16 protein-coding genes are annotated in these 16,902 nt (G+C 47.4%); 11 read left to right on the forward strand and 5 right to left on the reverse strand.

What is annotated here, in order from left to right; translation table 11 throughout:
* Positions 1–466 precede the first annotated feature (466 nt).
* The 3 genes from RW092_RS11450 to RW092_RS11460 all read left to right on the forward strand — a co-directional run bounded on the left by RW092_RS11450 (position 467) and on the right by RW092_RS11460 (position 2,054).
* Entirely contained in the window at positions 467–928 is a 462-nt protein-coding gene (locus RW092_RS11450) for a GNAT family N-acetyltransferase (protein WP_316010270.1), read from the forward strand.
* Between the two features lie 17 nt (positions 929–945).
* Complete coding sequence (locus RW092_RS11455; protein ID WP_028538630.1) at positions 946–1,329, forward strand: VOC family protein; 384 nt, start codon at positions 946–948, stop codon at positions 1,327–1,329.
* A 110-nt stretch (positions 1,330–1,439) separates the two neighbouring features.
* On the forward strand, positions 1,440–2,054 hold the full coding sequence (locus RW092_RS11460) for a YjgB family protein (protein ID WP_085170951.1): 615 nt from the start codon (positions 1,440–1,442) through the stop codon (positions 2,052–2,054).
* Positions 2,055–2,218: 164 nt separating this feature from the next.
* Here RW092_RS11460 and RW092_RS11465 read toward each other — a convergent pair whose 3' ends face one another.
* Positions 2,219–2,593, reverse strand: a complete 375-nt coding sequence (locus tag RW092_RS11465) for a hypothetical protein (protein ID WP_316010247.1) — start codon at positions 2,591–2,593, stop codon at positions 2,219–2,221.
* 285 nt (positions 2,594–2,878) lie between these two features.
* Here RW092_RS11465 and RW092_RS11470 point away from each other — a divergent pair, with 285 nt between their 5' ends.
* The 5 genes from RW092_RS11470 to RW092_RS11490 all read left to right on the forward strand — a co-directional run bounded on the left by RW092_RS11470 (position 2,879) and on the right by RW092_RS11490 (position 9,934).
* Positions 2,879–4,474 carry a response regulator gene (locus tag RW092_RS11470; RefSeq protein WP_316010248.1) on the forward strand — a complete coding sequence of 532 codons (1,596 nt, stop codon included), beginning with the start codon at positions 2,879–2,881 and terminating at the stop codon, positions 4,472–4,474.
* A gap of 82 nt (positions 4,475–4,556) precedes the next feature.
* Positions 4,557–6,254: a sensor histidine kinase gene (locus RW092_RS11475; protein ID WP_316010249.1), complete on the forward strand. Its 1,698-nt coding sequence runs from the start codon at positions 4,557–4,559 to the stop codon at positions 6,252–6,254.
* Positions 6,255–6,463: 209 nt separating this feature from the next.
* Entirely contained in the window at positions 6,464–8,116 is a 1,653-nt protein-coding gene (locus tag RW092_RS11480; protein WP_316010250.1) for an extracellular solute-binding protein, read from the forward strand.
* Positions 8,117–8,131: 15 nt separating this feature from the next.
* The gene (locus RW092_RS11485; RefSeq protein ID WP_028538635.1) at positions 8,132–9,022 is read left to right on the forward strand and encodes an ABC transporter permease; all 891 of its coding nucleotides are present in this window, start codon (positions 8,132–8,134) and stop codon (positions 9,020–9,022) included.
* A 21-nt stretch (positions 9,023–9,043) separates the two neighbouring features.
* Positions 9,044–9,934: a carbohydrate ABC transporter permease gene (locus RW092_RS11490; protein ID WP_316010251.1), complete on the forward strand. Its 891-nt coding sequence runs from the start codon at positions 9,044–9,046 to the stop codon at positions 9,932–9,934.
* Positions 9,935–10,015: 81 nt separating this feature from the next.
* Here the strand turns inward: RW092_RS11490 and RW092_RS11495 are convergent, their stop codons facing one another.
* Together RW092_RS11495 and RW092_RS11500 are read right to left on the reverse strand one after the other, a co-directional pair.
* Positions 10,016–10,558: a PadR family transcriptional regulator gene (locus RW092_RS11495; RefSeq protein WP_016310999.1), complete on the reverse strand. Its 543-nt coding sequence runs from the start codon at positions 10,556–10,558 to the stop codon at positions 10,016–10,018.
* Positions 10,555–11,400, reverse strand: coding sequence for a sialate O-acetylesterase (locus RW092_RS11500; RefSeq protein WP_016311000.1), 846 nt, complete (start codon positions 11,398–11,400; stop codon positions 10,555–10,557). Before RW092_RS11500 ends, RW092_RS11495 begins: the two co-directional genes overlap by 4 nt.
* A gap of 91 nt (positions 11,401–11,491) precedes the next feature.
* Here RW092_RS11500 and RW092_RS11505 point away from each other — a divergent pair, with 91 nt between their 5' ends.
* On the forward strand, positions 11,492–11,668 hold the full coding sequence (locus RW092_RS11505; RefSeq protein WP_174844475.1) for a hypothetical protein: 177 nt from the start codon (positions 11,492–11,494) through the stop codon (positions 11,666–11,668).
* Positions 11,669–11,743: 75 nt separating this feature from the next.
* Positions 11,744–12,166, forward strand: coding sequence for a hypothetical protein (locus RW092_RS11510; protein ID WP_127575817.1), 423 nt, complete (start codon positions 11,744–11,746; stop codon positions 12,164–12,166).
* A 61-nt stretch (positions 12,167–12,227) separates the two neighbouring features.
* Here the strand turns inward: RW092_RS11510 and RW092_RS11515 are convergent, their stop codons facing one another.
* The gene (locus RW092_RS11515; protein WP_028538637.1) at positions 12,228–13,856 is read right to left on the reverse strand and encodes a helix-turn-helix domain-containing protein; all 1,629 of its coding nucleotides are present in this window, start codon (positions 13,854–13,856) and stop codon (positions 12,228–12,230) included.
* The gene (locus RW092_RS11520) at positions 13,853–15,598 is read right to left on the reverse strand and encodes a sensor histidine kinase (protein ID WP_127575818.1); all 1,746 of its coding nucleotides are present in this window, start codon (positions 15,596–15,598) and stop codon (positions 13,853–13,855) included. Before RW092_RS11520 ends, RW092_RS11515 begins: the two co-directional genes overlap by 4 nt.
* Before the next feature lie 368 nt (positions 15,599–15,966).
* On the opposite strand from RW092_RS11520, the gene RW092_RS11525 reads away from it, so the two are divergent.
* Positions 15,967–16,890, forward strand: a complete 924-nt coding sequence (locus RW092_RS11525; RefSeq protein ID WP_316010252.1) for an ABC transporter permease — start codon at positions 15,967–15,969, stop codon at positions 16,888–16,890.
* Positions 16,891–16,902: the final 12 nt, after the last annotated feature.

The following is a 16,902-nucleotide window of genomic DNA, read 5'->3' on the forward strand; positions in this document are numbered from 1 at the left end:
TTGTCACAACGTGAATCTCTCAGATTTTGGCTAGGCTACATTCCGAATTCATGTTAAATATTCGTATAAGGGTATTGGGGTAGGCGGTAGTGGAGAATTACCGGATTTGTCAGTTGATGGTGTAATAAGTGCACTATCAGGAGGAAATGGTGCAATTCCACCAAAAGATTCAGTAATTAAGGTAATGATCGAATGGAACAATCGAAAAGAAGAATTAGACCTTATTTCCAAGTAACCTCGACTTAATTGGGATTAGAGAATATCAAACGTATTATTATTGTCACGAACTTTTTTCATCAGACGCTGCCTTCTTAATACCAGGCCTGATAATTGGTGTCTAACGGAGAAGGGTGGAACAAGGGTTAGGCAACAAGAAGTTGAAAGACTAATATTAAACGGCAGTACAACGTTTCAGATCTGATATATTTAAAAGAAAGACATAACCTATAGGGAGATACATATGGATGTGAAGATACGCCTACTTGAAGATCACGAAGAAGTTCCCCTTGATCTATTACTGTTAGCTGATCCATCGCAAGAGATGATTGCGGAGTATTTGCAAAGAGGTCAGTGTTATGTGGGCTTGGACGAGAGAGAGCAGATTGTTGCTGTCATTGTATTACTACCAACACGACCCGGAACATTGGAAATTGTAAACATCGCAGTGCGTGAAGCGTTTCAGGGAAGAGGGATCGGGAAGAAACTGATTCAGTTTGCATTGGACCAAGCAAGAGAGAAAAACGCCAAAACGATTGAAATCGGGACAGGAAACTCAAGTGTAGGACAGCTGCTGCTTTATCAAAAATGCGGATTCCGAATTACGGGGATTGATCGGGACTTTTTTATCAGACACTATCCTGAAAAAATTTATGAGAACGGAATTCAATGCAGGGATATGATCCGATTAAGTCTTGATTTATTTGAATAAGAAAGAAGGAGTTTATCATGATCCATCATGTTGAAATCAATGTATCCGACCTCCAAACAAGCAGAGCATTCTGGGATTGGATCTTTCAAGAGCTTGGATATTCGGTCTATCAAGATTGGGATCAGGGAGTGAGTTGGAGAAGTGGAACTACCTATCTGGTCTTTGTACAAACGGAACCAAACTACTTAGACATCCCCTATCATCGAAAAAGAGCGGGACTCAACCATCTCGCATTCCAAGCGAACTCCAAGGAACAGGTCGACAGGATGACGAAGCATCTGGAAGAACGTGGGGTACCTATTCTCTATAAAGACAGACATCCCTATGCCGGCGGACCGGGGCATTATGCGGTATTTTTTGAGGACCCCGATCGAATCAAGGTCGAAATCGTTGCTCCTTGATTTCAGCGAAGGTTTGCTCCTGTTACCAGCAACCTTTTACAGTTTCGTTTCGTTACAAGGGTGTAGCAAAAATCAGCATCCGAGGTGCTAGAAAACAGGAGGATGGTTTCATGAATAAATCTGCAAGAAAGAAAACGGCAGCCTTGTATATCGCAGGAGCTGCAGTACTCGGATTCATTGGGATCTCGAACAGCCTGCCGACTGTATCTGCGGCACCGCCAGCAAAGACTGCAACAGCGACGGAATCTAAAGCTTCACAGTCCGTGAACAGCTTTTTGAATAGCTTTTATAAGCCGGCCCTTAAAGGCCAATTCCCGGAAGATGCAGTCAAACCATTAAAAGCACCTACGCTTGGAAAAACCACACGTCAAGAGATCATTAAAGCTATTGGTGAGCCTGAGGAAGCGGGCACAGGGGCGAATGCCTTTGACTCATATCATGGTTCCATGGGGCAACCTAGCCTTGCTTTTTCCTACAAGTCGAAGAAGCTTCAAGAAATGCGTTACTTTGGCACGGGAGTCGAGCGTCAACAGAATCTCGGCAGCATTACTCAAAAAATTTTGATGAAGCAATGGGGAATGCCCAACTCGACTTCTACCTTTAAAACGGGTAAACTCACCCAGAAAAAATTAGTGTACATCCGCGGGGATTACCAGCTGGAATTTATTTTTGACAGCAGCACGGACCTGAATCACATTAATTTGACCTACAAAGATGCGAAGTAAAAAAGCAACATAATACACAAATAAACGCCCCGGCCTAGAGCGATTCTTTAGGCCGGGGCGTTTCGCTATATTCGTTCATTTAAGGAGGAAAAACCATTCGGTGAAGGAACGCGGTGGCATGCTCACTTCTTCCGTTCTGCTTCCAACGATGAGCCTGTGATCCTTTATTGTCTAATAATCAGGATGTCTCTCGGAGGTCTTCCGGTACGCTGAATTTCAGCGATCTCTGCATTGGTCAGGTTGCGGCCAACGAGAACAAGTGAAGTAGTTACGTTGTTGAAGCCGAGGTTGCCCAGGTTGGCCACATTTTGACTGCCCCGGAATACCCGGATCGAACCTTGGAAGTTCGTTCCCGAGAACAATACCAGGGTGACGCGGTTGCTTTGCACAATATTTCTGAGCCGGAAGCTGGTCAGTGCATTATTAAATCTGAACGCTCCCAGATCGCGGACAGCGACCCCGCCGCGTCTGAAGAGAATCCGGCGGCCTGTAAAATTAGCACCTGACCATAATGCAAGACGTACATCGCGGTTTGCCAAAATCTATCACTCCTTTTCATAGGGATGATATATTCTATTTCCGTTTCTATGAATCGGTGTGGACAAGAGAGCAGGGTACTCGTTGGAATTTTGCGGGAATTTCCCGAGACATATGCGGAAGCACAACCTAGCAAAAGTTGCCATCTTGATAGAGCGCAATATATTGCAACTGCGGCACCATAATTACCATGGGAACTGTAATTTTTACCCATTAAGATAGAAATCAAGATGTAAATGCTTTCTAGTATCGCTATCGAGGAGGATTAGAGATGGAAATGAGTGATGATGATGTTCAAACTCCTGATTGTTGACGATGAGTTATTGATGCGCATGGGGATCCGTTCGATGGTTGAATGGGAGCAGCAGGGATTCTGTCTCGCCGGAGAAGCATCAAATGGGAAAGAAGCGCTGGAGCTGGCAAGAAGCGTTCAGCCTGACTTAATCATTACAGATATCAAGATGCCTCTAATGGACGGTTTGCAGTTGATCCGCGAAGCCCAAAGGGTGGTTCCAGGCTGCAAATTCGTGATTCTAAGCTATTTTAATGAGTTTAGTTATGCGAAAGAAGCGATGCAACTGGGGGCTGTCGATTATCTGATCAAAAATGAGATTACGCCGGAGGGATTGGTTCAATTACTGGAGCGCATTCGGCAGAAGCTGTTGGCCGAGAGGGCTTCTTTCGGTAAAAGCGAACCGGCGGTAAGTTATTTGGAAAGCCTTTCGTATCTTAAAGAAAATCTGTTCAAAGACTGGATCAGCGGGCTGCTGGAGGTCAATGAAGCGGTCATGAAATCTGAGCAGCTTCATGTCCGCGTTCGTTCCGCCGAATTGCGGGTGATAAAATTTCGTCTGGACCATTTTGAAAGGGTGCGTAAGAAGTACGTTGAGAAAGACGAGAAACTGCTGCGTTTTTCCATTCTTAATATTTTGGAAGAGATGATTCCGAGAAAGTGGGAGAAGGAGGTCGTCATTGAAAGCTCCTCCGATTATTTACTCATCATCAATACGGTTCAAAGTGAGTCCGAGCTTTCAGAGGTCCATCAATTATGCAGGGATATTCAACAAGCGATGAAGGATTTTATGAACGTCACGTTTTCTGTAGGTGTAAGTTCGATCATCCCAAGCTTAAAGTGCTTGAGAACGGCGTACCGCGAAGCGGATCAAGCCCTACAAAGCCGATTTTTTTGGGGAACCGGGCAAATTTTGATTTATGAAACCCCTAAAATGAACCATGGATCAAAGAAAAGGTCTGGTTTACCGTTGGAGGAATGGAAATCGGAATTTCGAAATGCGTTAGAGAGTCGTAAGGAGGAGAAACTGGCAGACGCGCTCCTAGAGATACGGCGAAATCTAGTTGCTGAGGAGGCAAGCGAGCGCGAAATTCGGGAGTTCTATATGGGATTAGCCGAGATCATCAGCACCGAAGGTTTCTCCAAGTGCACGTGTCGGCTGCCACAGGTGGAAAGGCTGCCGTATGAAGCGGTGTTGACCGCAGAGAGCTGGGATGAGATCCACCGTATTGTTCTGGAATATGCGAAGCAGTGCATCGCCACGGATTATCCGTTACCGGAGAGAAGCTATGCGGATCTGGCGGCTGATTTGATCCACCGAAATTATGCCGAAGAGATTTCGCTCATTAGCGTAGCCAATCAGATCAACGTCAATCCCTCGTATCTCAGTCGGGTCTTCAAGCAAGAAAAAGGTGAGAATTTCATTTCGTATTTGACCCGAGTGCGAATCGAACGCGCCAAATCGATATTAGAGAATCGAAGATATAAAATATCGGAAGTAGCCGAGAAGGTCGGGTATCGCAATTATCCGTATTTCAGCAAAATTTTCAAGAAATTAGTTGGTATGAGTCCTGAGGAATATCGCGGATAATCCCACCGACTTTACTTGGAAAGGGGCTCTGTGTGAATCGATGAGAAAGCGCTTACCATTCGTTAGCATCAAATCGAAAATCGTGATTATCTGTCTAACGGTCATCATCGTGCCGATCTTGGTGATGACGGTCATCTCCTATTTCTCTTCCCAAAATCAATTGGAACGAAAGTATACGGAATTATTGATGGAAGTCGCCAAGCAGACGAATATCCGCATTGACGAGTATTTTAAGGAAATTGAGAAGATTTCGCTGGTAACGACTTTTGGAATGAACAACCCGGATCATCCCACAGAGAAAATTTACCCGATCCAAGAGTTTCTTCGAGACGACAGCGAACAGAACAAAAATGAAGTCTATGGCATGCTGATGAACTACATCATGATGAAAGATCAAGAAATCTCCATCTATGTATACAATCTAAACGGCGGGCAGGATCTGATTGTTGGTACCAATCAGCCTTATAACTACCGTTATCGTCCGACCCAAGAAGAGTGGTTTCAATCTTTTCAAGTTTCCACCAGTAAAATGATGATCCTTGATACTCACATCGACAGACAGACTCAAAACAACACCTTGGCCATCTCGCATGTTCGCAAGATCTTGGATACGGACAGCGGGACTCTGCTTGGCTTCATGGTCGTTAGTATTGATCTTGACGTCATTGAGATTGCGAGCAATCGGCTGCAAGAGTCGTTGCGGAAGCGATTCACCATTGTGGACGAATCGGACAACATCATATATAACAATGATTTTTCGTTAATTGGTCAGAAATTTTCAGAGACGATTCGGCCTAACCGGACGGATCATCTTATGGTCGCCAGCCGATTTGAACGTCAACGCTGGACGACCTATCTCTATATGCCGAAGAAAGAGCTCTCGGCGGAGGGAAATCTATTACGACACAACCTATACTTGCTGGCTACGCTGATGTTAATCTTCCTCGCGATCGTTTCCATTCTATTATCTACTGTGATTACACATCCCCTAAAAAAACTGATGAGAAATATCCTGCTGGTCGAGAAGGGGCAATTTGATCAGGTGCAAGAGATTCGTTCTCATGACGAAATCGGACATCTATCTACTCGGTTTCAAAGAATGTCGCATGAATTAAAACGGCTTGTCGAACGGATCCAACAAGAGGAGAAGGACAAGGCTACCGCCGAAATCCGCGCGTTGCAGTCCCAGATCAATCCTCATTTTCTATACAATACCCTGGGATCTGTGAAATGGATTGCCTCCATGCAGCAAGCGAACAAAATCGTGGAGATGACGGATGCGCTTATCGAGATGCTGTTTTATGCCGCCCGTTCCGAAGACGCATTGGTTACGGTTCGCCAGGAACTGGATAACCTGCGCAATTATATGATCATCCAGAAAGTACGCTACTACAACCGAATACGACTGGAAATCCAAGCGGACGAGGATACCCTCGATGAACGCATTCCAAAGCTGATTCTTCAGCCGTTGGTGGAGAATGCGATTTTCCACGGGTTGGCATGGAAAGAGGAGAGCGGTACGATCACGATCAACGTCGAGCGTTCGGGCAACGATATCTCGATCACCATTCAAGACAATGGCGTCGGTATGGACGATGAAACCCTCCATTCTCTTACCGATTCACTGGCCTATGCGGAGAAGGGGGAAGCCCAAAATATTGGACTTTATAATGTGATGCGGCGTCTTAAGCTTCATTATGGAGAGAATCATGGATTTGAGTTGAAGAGCAAGTGGGGGGAAGGCACCACCATCCGCATGGTTCTTCCGAATTTAACGTAAGATCTAGCCTCCATGACTGCGGGTTAGGCGGAATAACACTTTTTTTACTTTGCTTATATCATTTTTACTTCTTTCAAAATCCTTGGGTGATTCTGCGCACAAGACGTAAAGAATCTAACATCAAATCGTCATTTTCGTTGATTTCTTGCGGCCTGACGCTTCTTCTACAATATAGGCGAAAGTATTCCATACTCATGAGGGGGGCAAGTATGAACAGAAAGCTAGTTTCCGTTTTATTATCCTTATCCTTATCCTTTGTTCTTGTACTGGTATCGGCCTGCAGTAATTCTACAAATTCGAGTCAACCTGCTGTCAATGGAGAAGAACCTAAACAGGCAACAAATGAAAAAGGAGAAGTCGATTATGCGTTTGGCTCCTACGAAGAAACGGTCACCCTTCATACCGTTCGTGCCGAATATGCTTCTGCGCAATTTCCTGATGGCGATGATATGACCAAGAACATCTGGACGCGAGCGTATAAAGAGCGCTTCAATATTGACGTCGTAACGGATTGGGTAACCGACGAGTATGATACGAAATTAAATTTGGCGATATCCTCCAAGAAGCTTCCCGATGTGTTCCATGTCAATCCGACTCAATTGCAGCAATTGATTAAGGCGGATATGATCATGGATCTAACCGAAGTGTTCAATAAGTATGCCTCGGATCGTGTAAAAAGCTATATGGAAGCCGATCGCTCCAGTTATGAATCGGGAATGAAAGACGGCAAATTATACGGGATTCCTCAGATGCATTGGGGGATCATTGATCAGCCGGATTACATCTGGATTCGCAATGACTGGAAAGAAGAACTTGGTTTGCCGGACCCGAAGACGATCGACGACCTTAAGAATATCGCGCTTAAATTTAAAGAAGCCTATGGCGGATTCGGCATGGCCGTGGATCAGACGCTCGATTATTTGAATCTTCTGGCCGTCGGTTGGGGGGCTCACCCGGATATGTGGATCCCGGGCGAAGACGGGAAACTGGTATACGGAACGATTCAACCCGAGATGAAGAACGCCCTGGCCGATTGGGCGGAATGGTACAAACTGGGCATCATTGATCCGGAATTCGCCATTAAAGACTTTAGCGCTATGAACGCAGGTGTGGTGTCAGGCAAGGCAGGCATCCAACCTTATTATCAATGGTGGGGATATAACCCTGGTGTAGACGTCGTCACCAACTTGGGCAAAGAGGCGGTTTTTTATCCGTACAATATTCCAACCGTCGACGGGAAGCCAGCCACGCATTCCATTTTCTTTGCCAACGGAGTTTATACGGTAGTTAATAAGAACTGCAAAAATCCCGAAGCGGTTATCAAATTACTCAACTTCTATGCCTACATGCTGGATGAAGGAGCACAGAATGAGGATCCCGAAACCTTATCTGCCTTTTTGGATAATGATATTGCTCACGTTACCGGGGCATTCAAAATTATTAACCCGGAAACCGACTATACCCAGTTCGAGCATGTGAGTGAAGCGCTGAAAACCAACGACACGAGCAAATTCACGACAAGCGGGATGTGGCAGAAGTATAACAACAGCGTAGAGTTCAAGAAAAACGGAACTCCAGCGGCTACAGGTGATTATCTTCAACAAGGCAGCCCGAAGCCAGCGTACGGTCTTGCCAAGTCTATTCTTGACAACGAACAATATATCAAGACCGCGTTGTGGGGCGCTCCGCCCGAGGTGCTCGTCAAGTATGGATCGACCTTGGATGACATCCTCACGGAAGGCTTTACCAAAATTATCATGGGTGCAGAAAGCATTGATTATTTCGATAAGGTAGTTGAAAACTGGCGGACAGCCGGCGGTAACGAAGTAACTGAGGCCGTTAACGAAATGTACGAGCAATGAACGGAGGATCAAATCATGCTCAACAAATTATGGCGGCAGCGAGCCTTCCATCTCATGCTCATCCCGGGAGTGGTTCTGGTTTTTATTTTCAGCTATCTTCCCTTTTACGGATTAATTATTTCCTTTCAGGACTATAATCCTGGGCTAGGTTTCAACTCCCCCTGGGTCGGCATGGAGAATTTTCACCACGTCTTTCAACAGCCGAATTTTATAAGAACGATCTGGAATACCCTGTACATGTCCATCTTCAAAATTATCGGCGGCATTGTCGTCCCCGTTATCTTTGCATTGCTGCTGAATGAAGTAGCTCATACGTTTATTAAACGAACGTTTCAAACGTTGGTTTATTTGCCGAACTTCCTGTCGTGGGTGATCATGGCGGGTATCATGATTGACATTCTGAGCTCGGAAGGGATTGTCAATTCGTTTCTCGGCTTATTCGGGGTGGGCCCTATCTCTTTTCTAGGTAGTCCCTCCATCTTTCCTTGGACCATGATTGTGACGGATATCTGGAAGGGATTTGGGTTTGGAACCGTCGTTTATTTAGCGGCCTTAACAAGCATTGACCCTGGTTTGTACGAGGCTGCGGTCATGGATGGAGCGAGACGTTGGAAGCAAACGCTCTATATCACCTTGCCGTTGCTTGCGCCTACCATCGTGCTCATGTCCGTATTATCCCTGAGTAATGTACTGAACGCAGGGTTTGACCAGATATTTAACCTGTATTCCCCGGCTGTTTATGAATCCGGCGACATTATCGACACTTATGTATATCGCCTCGGAATCCAGCAAGCGCAATATTCCGTGGGAACCGCAGTAGGTTTATTTAAATCGGTTGTTTCCTGCGTGATGGTCGCCTTGTCCTATTTCTTGGCGGATCGGGTTGCCGGCTATCGAATCTTTTAGCGGGGAAAAGGAGGCAATTCTATGATATTAGACCGCAGTCCGGGACGTAGGCTGTTTCAAGCGGTAAACTACTTGATCCTCATATTAACATCGCTGCTTTGTATTCTGCCCTTCGTGAACCTGCTTGCCGTCTCTTTCAGCGGCAGTGCTGCTGTCTCGGCGGGGGAAGTCGCCTTTTGGCCGGTTGATTTCAATACAAAGGCTTATGCGTTTGCGATCAAAGGCGGGGAGTTTTTTCAAGCCTTATGGGTATCTGTCCAGCGCGTCCTATTAGGGACGCTTGTGAATCTTGTATTAATGGTGCTTACCGCATACCCTCTGTCCAAATCCAAAGAGAAAGTAGCGGGGCGCGGGCTCTATATGGGATTTTTCGTGATCACCATGCTGTTTAACGGAGGGCTTATTCCGAATTATCTGATCGTTGTCAAAGCGGGGCTGATCGATTCCATTTGGTCTCTAATTCTGCCGGGGGCGCTTCCAGTTTTCAGCATGATTATATTGATGAACTTCATTCGGGGCTTGCCGGAAGAGATCGAGGAATCGGCCACTATCGATGGGGCGGGGCCTTTGCAAATTCTAATTCGAATTCTAATGCCAGTCTTAAAGCCGGCGCTGGCCACCGTCGGATTATTTAGCATCGTCGGTCATTGGAACTCTTGGTTCGACGGCATCATCTATATGAACGACACCGCCAATTACCCTCTGCAAAGCTATTTACAGACGCTGTTGCTGAATTTCGAGCAAATTATGCAGCGATCCAACAACGATTATACACAGCTCTTGGCGATGATGAATGTAAGAACGGGACGCGCCGCTCAACTCTTCCTGGGAGCACTTCCTATTTTGGCCGTTTATCCTTTCTTACAGAAATACTTTACGAGCGGCCTTGTCCTCGGCAGTGTGAAGGCATGATGAACAAGGGGGAGCGTTCGTCAATCTAGACAGTATCGACGAGGAATGTTCAAGAACCCCAGAGGCTCAGATGAAAGTCATCTAAGCCCTTGGGGTTCTTGTTATTTCTGTTTTTAATCGTTCAAACCATTCCAGGTTAACCAAGTGATGGGCTCGGGAGTTTTCGTTCATGAGGCGGAAGTAATCGAGAGTGCCCGGAATCTCCTGCGTACTGGACAGGTATTCATCCAAAAGTGCAATTCGGGATTTGGTCTGATCGATTTGCGACTGGATCAGCTCTAGCAGCTTGTCTTTGTCATATTCATCAGCAAACAGAAGCGCTCCATAAAATTGCAGGTTCACATACTCCGATTTGGTGCCGTATTGGACCATTAACTTTTCGAACTCTGCCCTTCCGGAGGGGGTGATTTTGTAGTTTCGCGTTTCGCGTCTGCTGGTTGTGGACTCTTGCTGGATCTGTTCAATCCAACCTTTCTCTTCAAGCTGCTGCAGATTGTAATAAAACGACCCCTTGGTGAAATTAACGATGTACTTGTAATGGCGTTGTTCCATGAGGGCTAGCAGCTCGTAGCCGTGAGCGCCGGGATTCTGGATCAGTAAGCCAAGGATCAGTAAGGGGATCAAGGCATCATCACCTTCGCCATCCTAGCTTCGAATTCTGCGTAGGTGATTTTACCCAATGCCAAATCCATGCTATGGAGGTAAATCAGTTCGTTTTTTGAATAGTTACGCTCCACGTTCAGCGACTGTTCTTCTCCCGGAAGGGGCTCCAGGACATGACGTTTTTTCGAAAAAGCCTCAAAATACCGGTAGCCAAATTTACGCTGCGAAACCGCATCGATATGAATCCCATCCGGATTCGCGGTTAATTCCGCTGCCGTTACAAAATAACAATTTGGATGCGTGTTGGCATAACGCTGTAATTGCTCATTAACTTGTTGATATTCCGTCGCGTGCTGTCCAAACCCGGTTTTTCCTAAGAAATCCCCAAGCCCGCCAAGGATCAGCGGCACTTCATCATCCAGATTTAACTCGTTTCTCAAGGTCTCAATGATCAAGGCGAATTTCTCGTAGTAGGTTTCATGAAGTGAACCATAACTATCACTTTCTCCCTGATGCCAAAGAATCCCGCAGATTTGACTGGACTGCTGAGCGAAGCGGGCTTCGGATAAGGCATGCTGAAACAGGGTACCTTCCGGATGCCAATCCTTTAAGGAGCTGCCTCCTTCCGCACAAGGAATCAACCCGATTTCCTCATCGGGATGTGCCTTTGACCAGGCATCAGCAAAGGATGCCGCCAAGCTAACGCCAGAGACCGGACGGTCGTAATTGATCGGCTCCGTCATCATCTGCCACTGCCCGTTGCGCAGCATTTTGATTTTCTCATTATAGATCGGATCGACTTCATGCAAAAATCCACGACCCGCCATATTCGACTGACCTAACATTAAAAATGACTTGATCATCAGCTTAACTCCTTTATCTCGACTCAATAGTCTAATTAGACTATTGTTAGCTTATAACAGACTTGGGCAATAGTCAAATGAATGCGGGATGATGAAGGTCTGTTCTGCAATTGGCATTAAGAGCTTGCCTTTTTTCTCGGTGAAGACCAAGTCCTCCCATGCTTCATCAGACAACTTCTCCATTTACGGAAAATATGTCTATCTGGAGAACGGGGATTGCAACCATAGCATTACAGATACGGGCGCGCTGGAGCGGTTCTTGCTTTAGGTTGGAAAATAAAATCGAAGCAAATCTGAGGCGGGTTGAATGATTCAGTAATATGCTTTGAGGGAGGCACTCTCAATGAAAAAAGCACTAAAACTCTTCCTGATGTTTTCCGTGATCTTACTTTGCTTGGTTCAACCTGTATCGGCTGCGACCAGCACGGTGAAGCTCAAGGTGACGCTCGTCCGCGTGGAACTGGTGGAAAACAGTCACGTGGGTAACGAGTGGTATACCACGGCATCGGTGAATGGCAAAGAGATCGAAGAAGGCTCAAGTGTTACTTTGAAACTTAAATCATCGGAGAGCCTAAAGTTAAAGGCGTATGCGGAAGAGCAGGACAAAATCCCCGAGAGCGGCTCGGCTAACGCAACGGTGAAAGTGTCCTCGGTGACCAAGGACATCACCAAGTCACTTAAGGTAAAGGTCACCGAAAATCGAGGCCGATATTCCGGGAATACAGCGGAATGGAAATTTACGTTTAAGGTGCAAAAGTCAAAATAAATCAAGGAGAAGGGCCTATCCAACAGTCGGAAAGGCCCTTCTTCCTGCGCTTGGCGTGCCATCAAGCCCGCTCCGCCACCCGCCATCGCTCCGCGCTGCGCGGGTTCTTCTTGTAATCGTTGGGCGTGACGCCGACCTCTTGCTTGAACAGCTTGGAGAAGTAGGAGTAGTTGGCATAGCCAACTTGGTTGGCGACAGCGTACACGGACAGTTTGGTCGTTTCGAGCAGCTGCTTGGCGACGGAGATCCGGACTCGGATGATGTAACTGCCCAGCGAAATCCCCGTTTCTTTCTTGAATAAACGGGCGAGGTAATCCGGGTTGAGGTAGACAACCTCCGCGAGATCGTTCCGGGTCAGCTCATCTCCGTAATGGGCGTGGATGTACTGCTTGATCTCTTCAGCAACGGATTTCGGTTCCGCCGCAAAATCCCGATAAGCCATGGCTGTATTCACCAAGTAAGTGACATACTCCTGCATGTCTTCGATCGAATGGAGTGACTGCGCCAACAGCTGCTCATTGGCCCGTGCCGCATATAATTTGTGCGCTTCGATTCCTTTTAACTTTAAGAAGGCGTAGACAAGTTGCACAATATCCAGACGGAACAAGGCGAGGCTGGAAGTGTCCAGCGTTTTGCGGTCCAAGCAGTCGCGAAGGTATCTCGCCGTCTCGGCAAGGAACGAAGCCGAATCGTTCTGATGAAGCAGCTCCTCCAGACGGGTCAGGTTCGGGGGATGATATACTGGTTGCTTTTTCAAATCATCGCGCTCTGCCCAATAGGTTCGGTTGCGGGTTTTGGTTAAGCTCTCGTTCATCATCAGCAGCTGGTGCAGCGCGTGGCCAATTCGTTCCAGCTGATCGGAGAGGCCCACTAAGCAGCAAGCATCACAATGCAAATAGGCGTTGGCTCGGCGAATCCCTTCAGAGCACAATTCCGCAAGTACGCTGGGGTTCGGCGGAGCATTCCACTTGAGGATAGCCATCCATTGATGCTCTTTCACCTCCAGGATCGTCTCGGCGGTAAACTGCGAATGATGCAGCAGCTCGCTCATTACATTCCCAAGGGCAAAATCGAACAGTCCTTTTTCCTCCCGCCCCAAGCTGCCGCTATATGGGAACACGTGTATCAGCACCGGCTGGAGGATATCGGACGGAAGGTAGGCAAGCTGCTGATCTTCCACCGCCTGAATCACCGCTGCCGGCTTAAGTGGGGCGGTAAGGCTTGCGCTCACCAGCTTACGCCAGAAATATTCCAAGAGATTGGCCTGATTTCGCTGCCACAGTACCCCTTCTTGCATCGCCTTCTCCCGCTGCTGCTGTTCCTCGGCTCGGGCGATCGCCTTACGAAGGATCAGCATCAGCTTATCGAACTCGATGGGCTTCAAGAAGTACTCGAAGCTCTGCAGCTCAATCGCTTTCTGCGCATAATTGAAATCCGCATAGTTCGTCAGGAAGATCGCTTGAACGTTGTAATTCTCTTCCCGAATCCAGGCGAGCAGCTCCAGCCCGCTCCCCTGCGGCATCTCGATGTCAGAGATCAGGATTTGTATCGGGTACTGTTGCAGGATGTCGCGAGCCAGGGCGACGTTGTTTGCGGTATAGAGCTTATCAATGCCCAGCGCCTTCCATTCGATTTTCTTCTCTAAAGCAGCGACAACATAAACATCGTCATCCACAACTAATGCGTTCATACTGCCACGCTCCTGTTCATCCCAACTTCTGCTGGGAGGGATAAGATCACACATGCACCGCCGTTCTCCCGATTGGAGAACGATACGACTGCATCCCCGTTGTAGAGAGACTCCAAACGCTTCAGCGTATTCATGATTCCGATATGGTTGCCAGCGGATTGATCCAAGGGGGTGCCGTTCTGCAGACACTCCAGAATTTCCGGTGGAAATCCGGGCCCGGTATCGGTAATTAGGATCGTCATGCGATCCTCGCTCCTCGCACGCTCCCATCGCACCGAGAGCGCGATGTGTACTTGTGAAATCCGGGACACCGCATATTTAACGGCATTTTCCACAAAAGTCTGCAGGACGAGCGGCGGGATTCGCACCTCCTCAGCCCAATCTTCCTCCGCATCGATCGAATAGACCAGTGCATCAGGATAGCGGTGCTTCTGAATATCTAGATAAATCCGCACATGCTCAATTTCGTCTCTTAACTTTACGAAATTCCCGTTGTTCTGAAAGATGTAACGGAAATACCGCGAGGTGGACAAAGCCATCTGCTCGATTTCCCGGTACAGCTGCATTTGCGCCATGCTATAAATATTCGTCAGACAATTCAGGAAAAAATGCGGATTAATCTGCAGCTTCATATAATCCAATTGGATTCGCTGCTTCTCCAGTTCCCGTTCGTACAAGTCGATTTTAAATTTCTTGATCTGGTCGACCAGGTTCATAAATTGCTTATTGGCTCTTTCCAGCTCGACGATCTTACTGCTCTCGAAGGCCAGCACCTCCCCTTCCTCCGTCCAAAACGCCAGATTATAGGAGAAGCTCTTGATCGGTAGAAGGACTTTGTTGCGGAAATAGAGCAGGATGAATCCCAGGCTGCAGGTGATCATGACCGCGAGCAGAAGAATTAGCAGCTGGGCGATCATGATTTTCTCGAAGGTTCCAAACTGGATGACCAGCTTGACGTGAAAAGTCGCGTTCGTGAACTCCCCATTCACCGTCGTTCCGCCCTTGAATAAGTTCTGAAAAAATGAGGAGCGTCGATCCTCATCCATCCATGCGCCGTTATTGGAGATGGGGCTGGTTAAGGCCTGACCGCGATCATCCACCAGGGAGACATACCCGTTCTTGCCGAGATTCAGTTCACGTAAAGGACGAATCAGTTGATCTGCTGACACCAGGCTGATCATGTAGCTGTCGTGATACGGGACGATGTTGGTAATATAGTGCCTGCCGTTAATTTCAACGGGAGTCCACTTGGAGTAAATTTTCTCGTAAACGTCCCGGCCCGCTTCTACGTTAGCAACAACCTGTTCCTTCAGCTCCAAGTAATCTGAATACGGGATGCTGATTGGCGCGCAGTTAAGGAAGAAATCCTGGTTCTTTAAATACACGAAGAAATTGTATTCCTGGCCGTAGTTTTTTTGCAGCTCATTAAAACGTTTGTGCAGATTTTCATTCCCCTCAAAAAATGCCACGCTGTTCATCGGATGATCGTTCATCGCCTGCAAGTTCTCATCGTTCGCCAACGTCCAGCCCGTATAGTGGTTAATATAAGCGAAATCATGGTTGATCCGGTTGATGTACAGATCCGCCGTATCTTGCAGAAACCGCGTGGATTGCTGCTTGACGATCGATACTGCCGATAAGCTGATCACGAAATCCAGGATCAGGACGATGAAGGAGATCAGAAACATGATGTTCACGTAGTGCCGAATTGGATATTGTTTGTTTTTCGCTCTTTTGACCATGTTCCCCTCGCCTCTTCCTGCCGGAACTAGCTTGTTCTGACTGATGTGAAAACATCCATGAATGCGCTGTCATTGGTGTTAACCCTATTATAATTCCTTCCTATAGAAAAAGAAGACCGAATCCATCCCACGCCATCGAAAAGTCCGGAAAGCGTCAAATCAAGTCCGGATTCTGATATTCCCTTCTGTTGCTTATTGAGGGGACAAGCTTCAAAATCACGAGAGCCTATGAACAGAAGTCCGTTTACTGCCGACTTGGAGTCCGATAAACGCCCCGGCTCAGCGCTATACTCAAGACATGAAAGCCGCCGTGCAGGCGGAAGGCATGCCTAGGGAGTTTAGACAATCAAGAAGAAGGAGGGGATGAAATGAAATCCGGCGCAGTGAGCCTAAGGCGAACGCTTGGACAAATCAAAAGAAATCGGGGACTTTACCTGCTGCTGTTGCCTGCGGTGGTGCTGACGCTGTTATTCGCGTACAAACCGATGTACGGCGTGGTCATTGCGTTCAAGGATTACAGCCCGGCGCTGGGCATTGGCGGCAGTCCTTGGGTGGGGTTTAAGCATTTTGAGAAATTTTTTCATTCATATCAATTTAAGGCGACGATTCGGAACACCATCATCATCAGCTTATACAGTATCGCCACGTTTCCAATTCCAATTGTGTTGGCGTTGATGGTGAATCAGATGCGGGCAAACCGGTTCCGCCGTTTCTTTCAGACCGTTTCGTATATGCCGCATTTCATTTCTACCGTTGTAATGGTAGGGTTGATCCTGATTCTGCTCTCCCCGAGTACTGGCCTAGTGGGGAATCTCTACAAGCTGTTCGGAGGAGAAGCCCCCGACATTATGGGCTCTGCCGCCTGGTTCAGCAGCATCTACGTCTGGTCGGATGTGTGGCAGCATGTGGGATGGGACAGCATCATTTACATCGCCGCATTGTCTACAGTGGACCCCAGCTTGTACGAGGCAGCAACCGTTGACGGAGCCAGCCGCTGGCACAAAATCCGTTACATCGATATTCCGATGCTGATGCCGACGGCAATAACGCTGCTCATTTTGCGGGTTGGCGGCCTGCTGGGAGTTGGGTTCGAGAAGGTCTACCTGATGCAGAATGACTTGAATATTACCGCAAGCGAAATTCTCTCTACGTACATTTACAAGATCGGCCTGCTAAGCAGCCAGTACAGCTTCTCCTCGGCGGTCAACCTGTTTAACACGCTGATTAACTTCCTGCTGCTGATTCTAGTGAACCAGATCTCTAAGAAATACAGTGAGAACAGCCTGTGGTAGGAAAGGGGGAGA

The sequence above is a fragment of the Paenibacillus sp. 3LSP genome (genome assembly GCF_032465655.1).
GTDB lineage: Bacteria > Bacillota > Bacilli > Paenibacillales > Paenibacillaceae > Fontibacillus > Fontibacillus barengoltzii.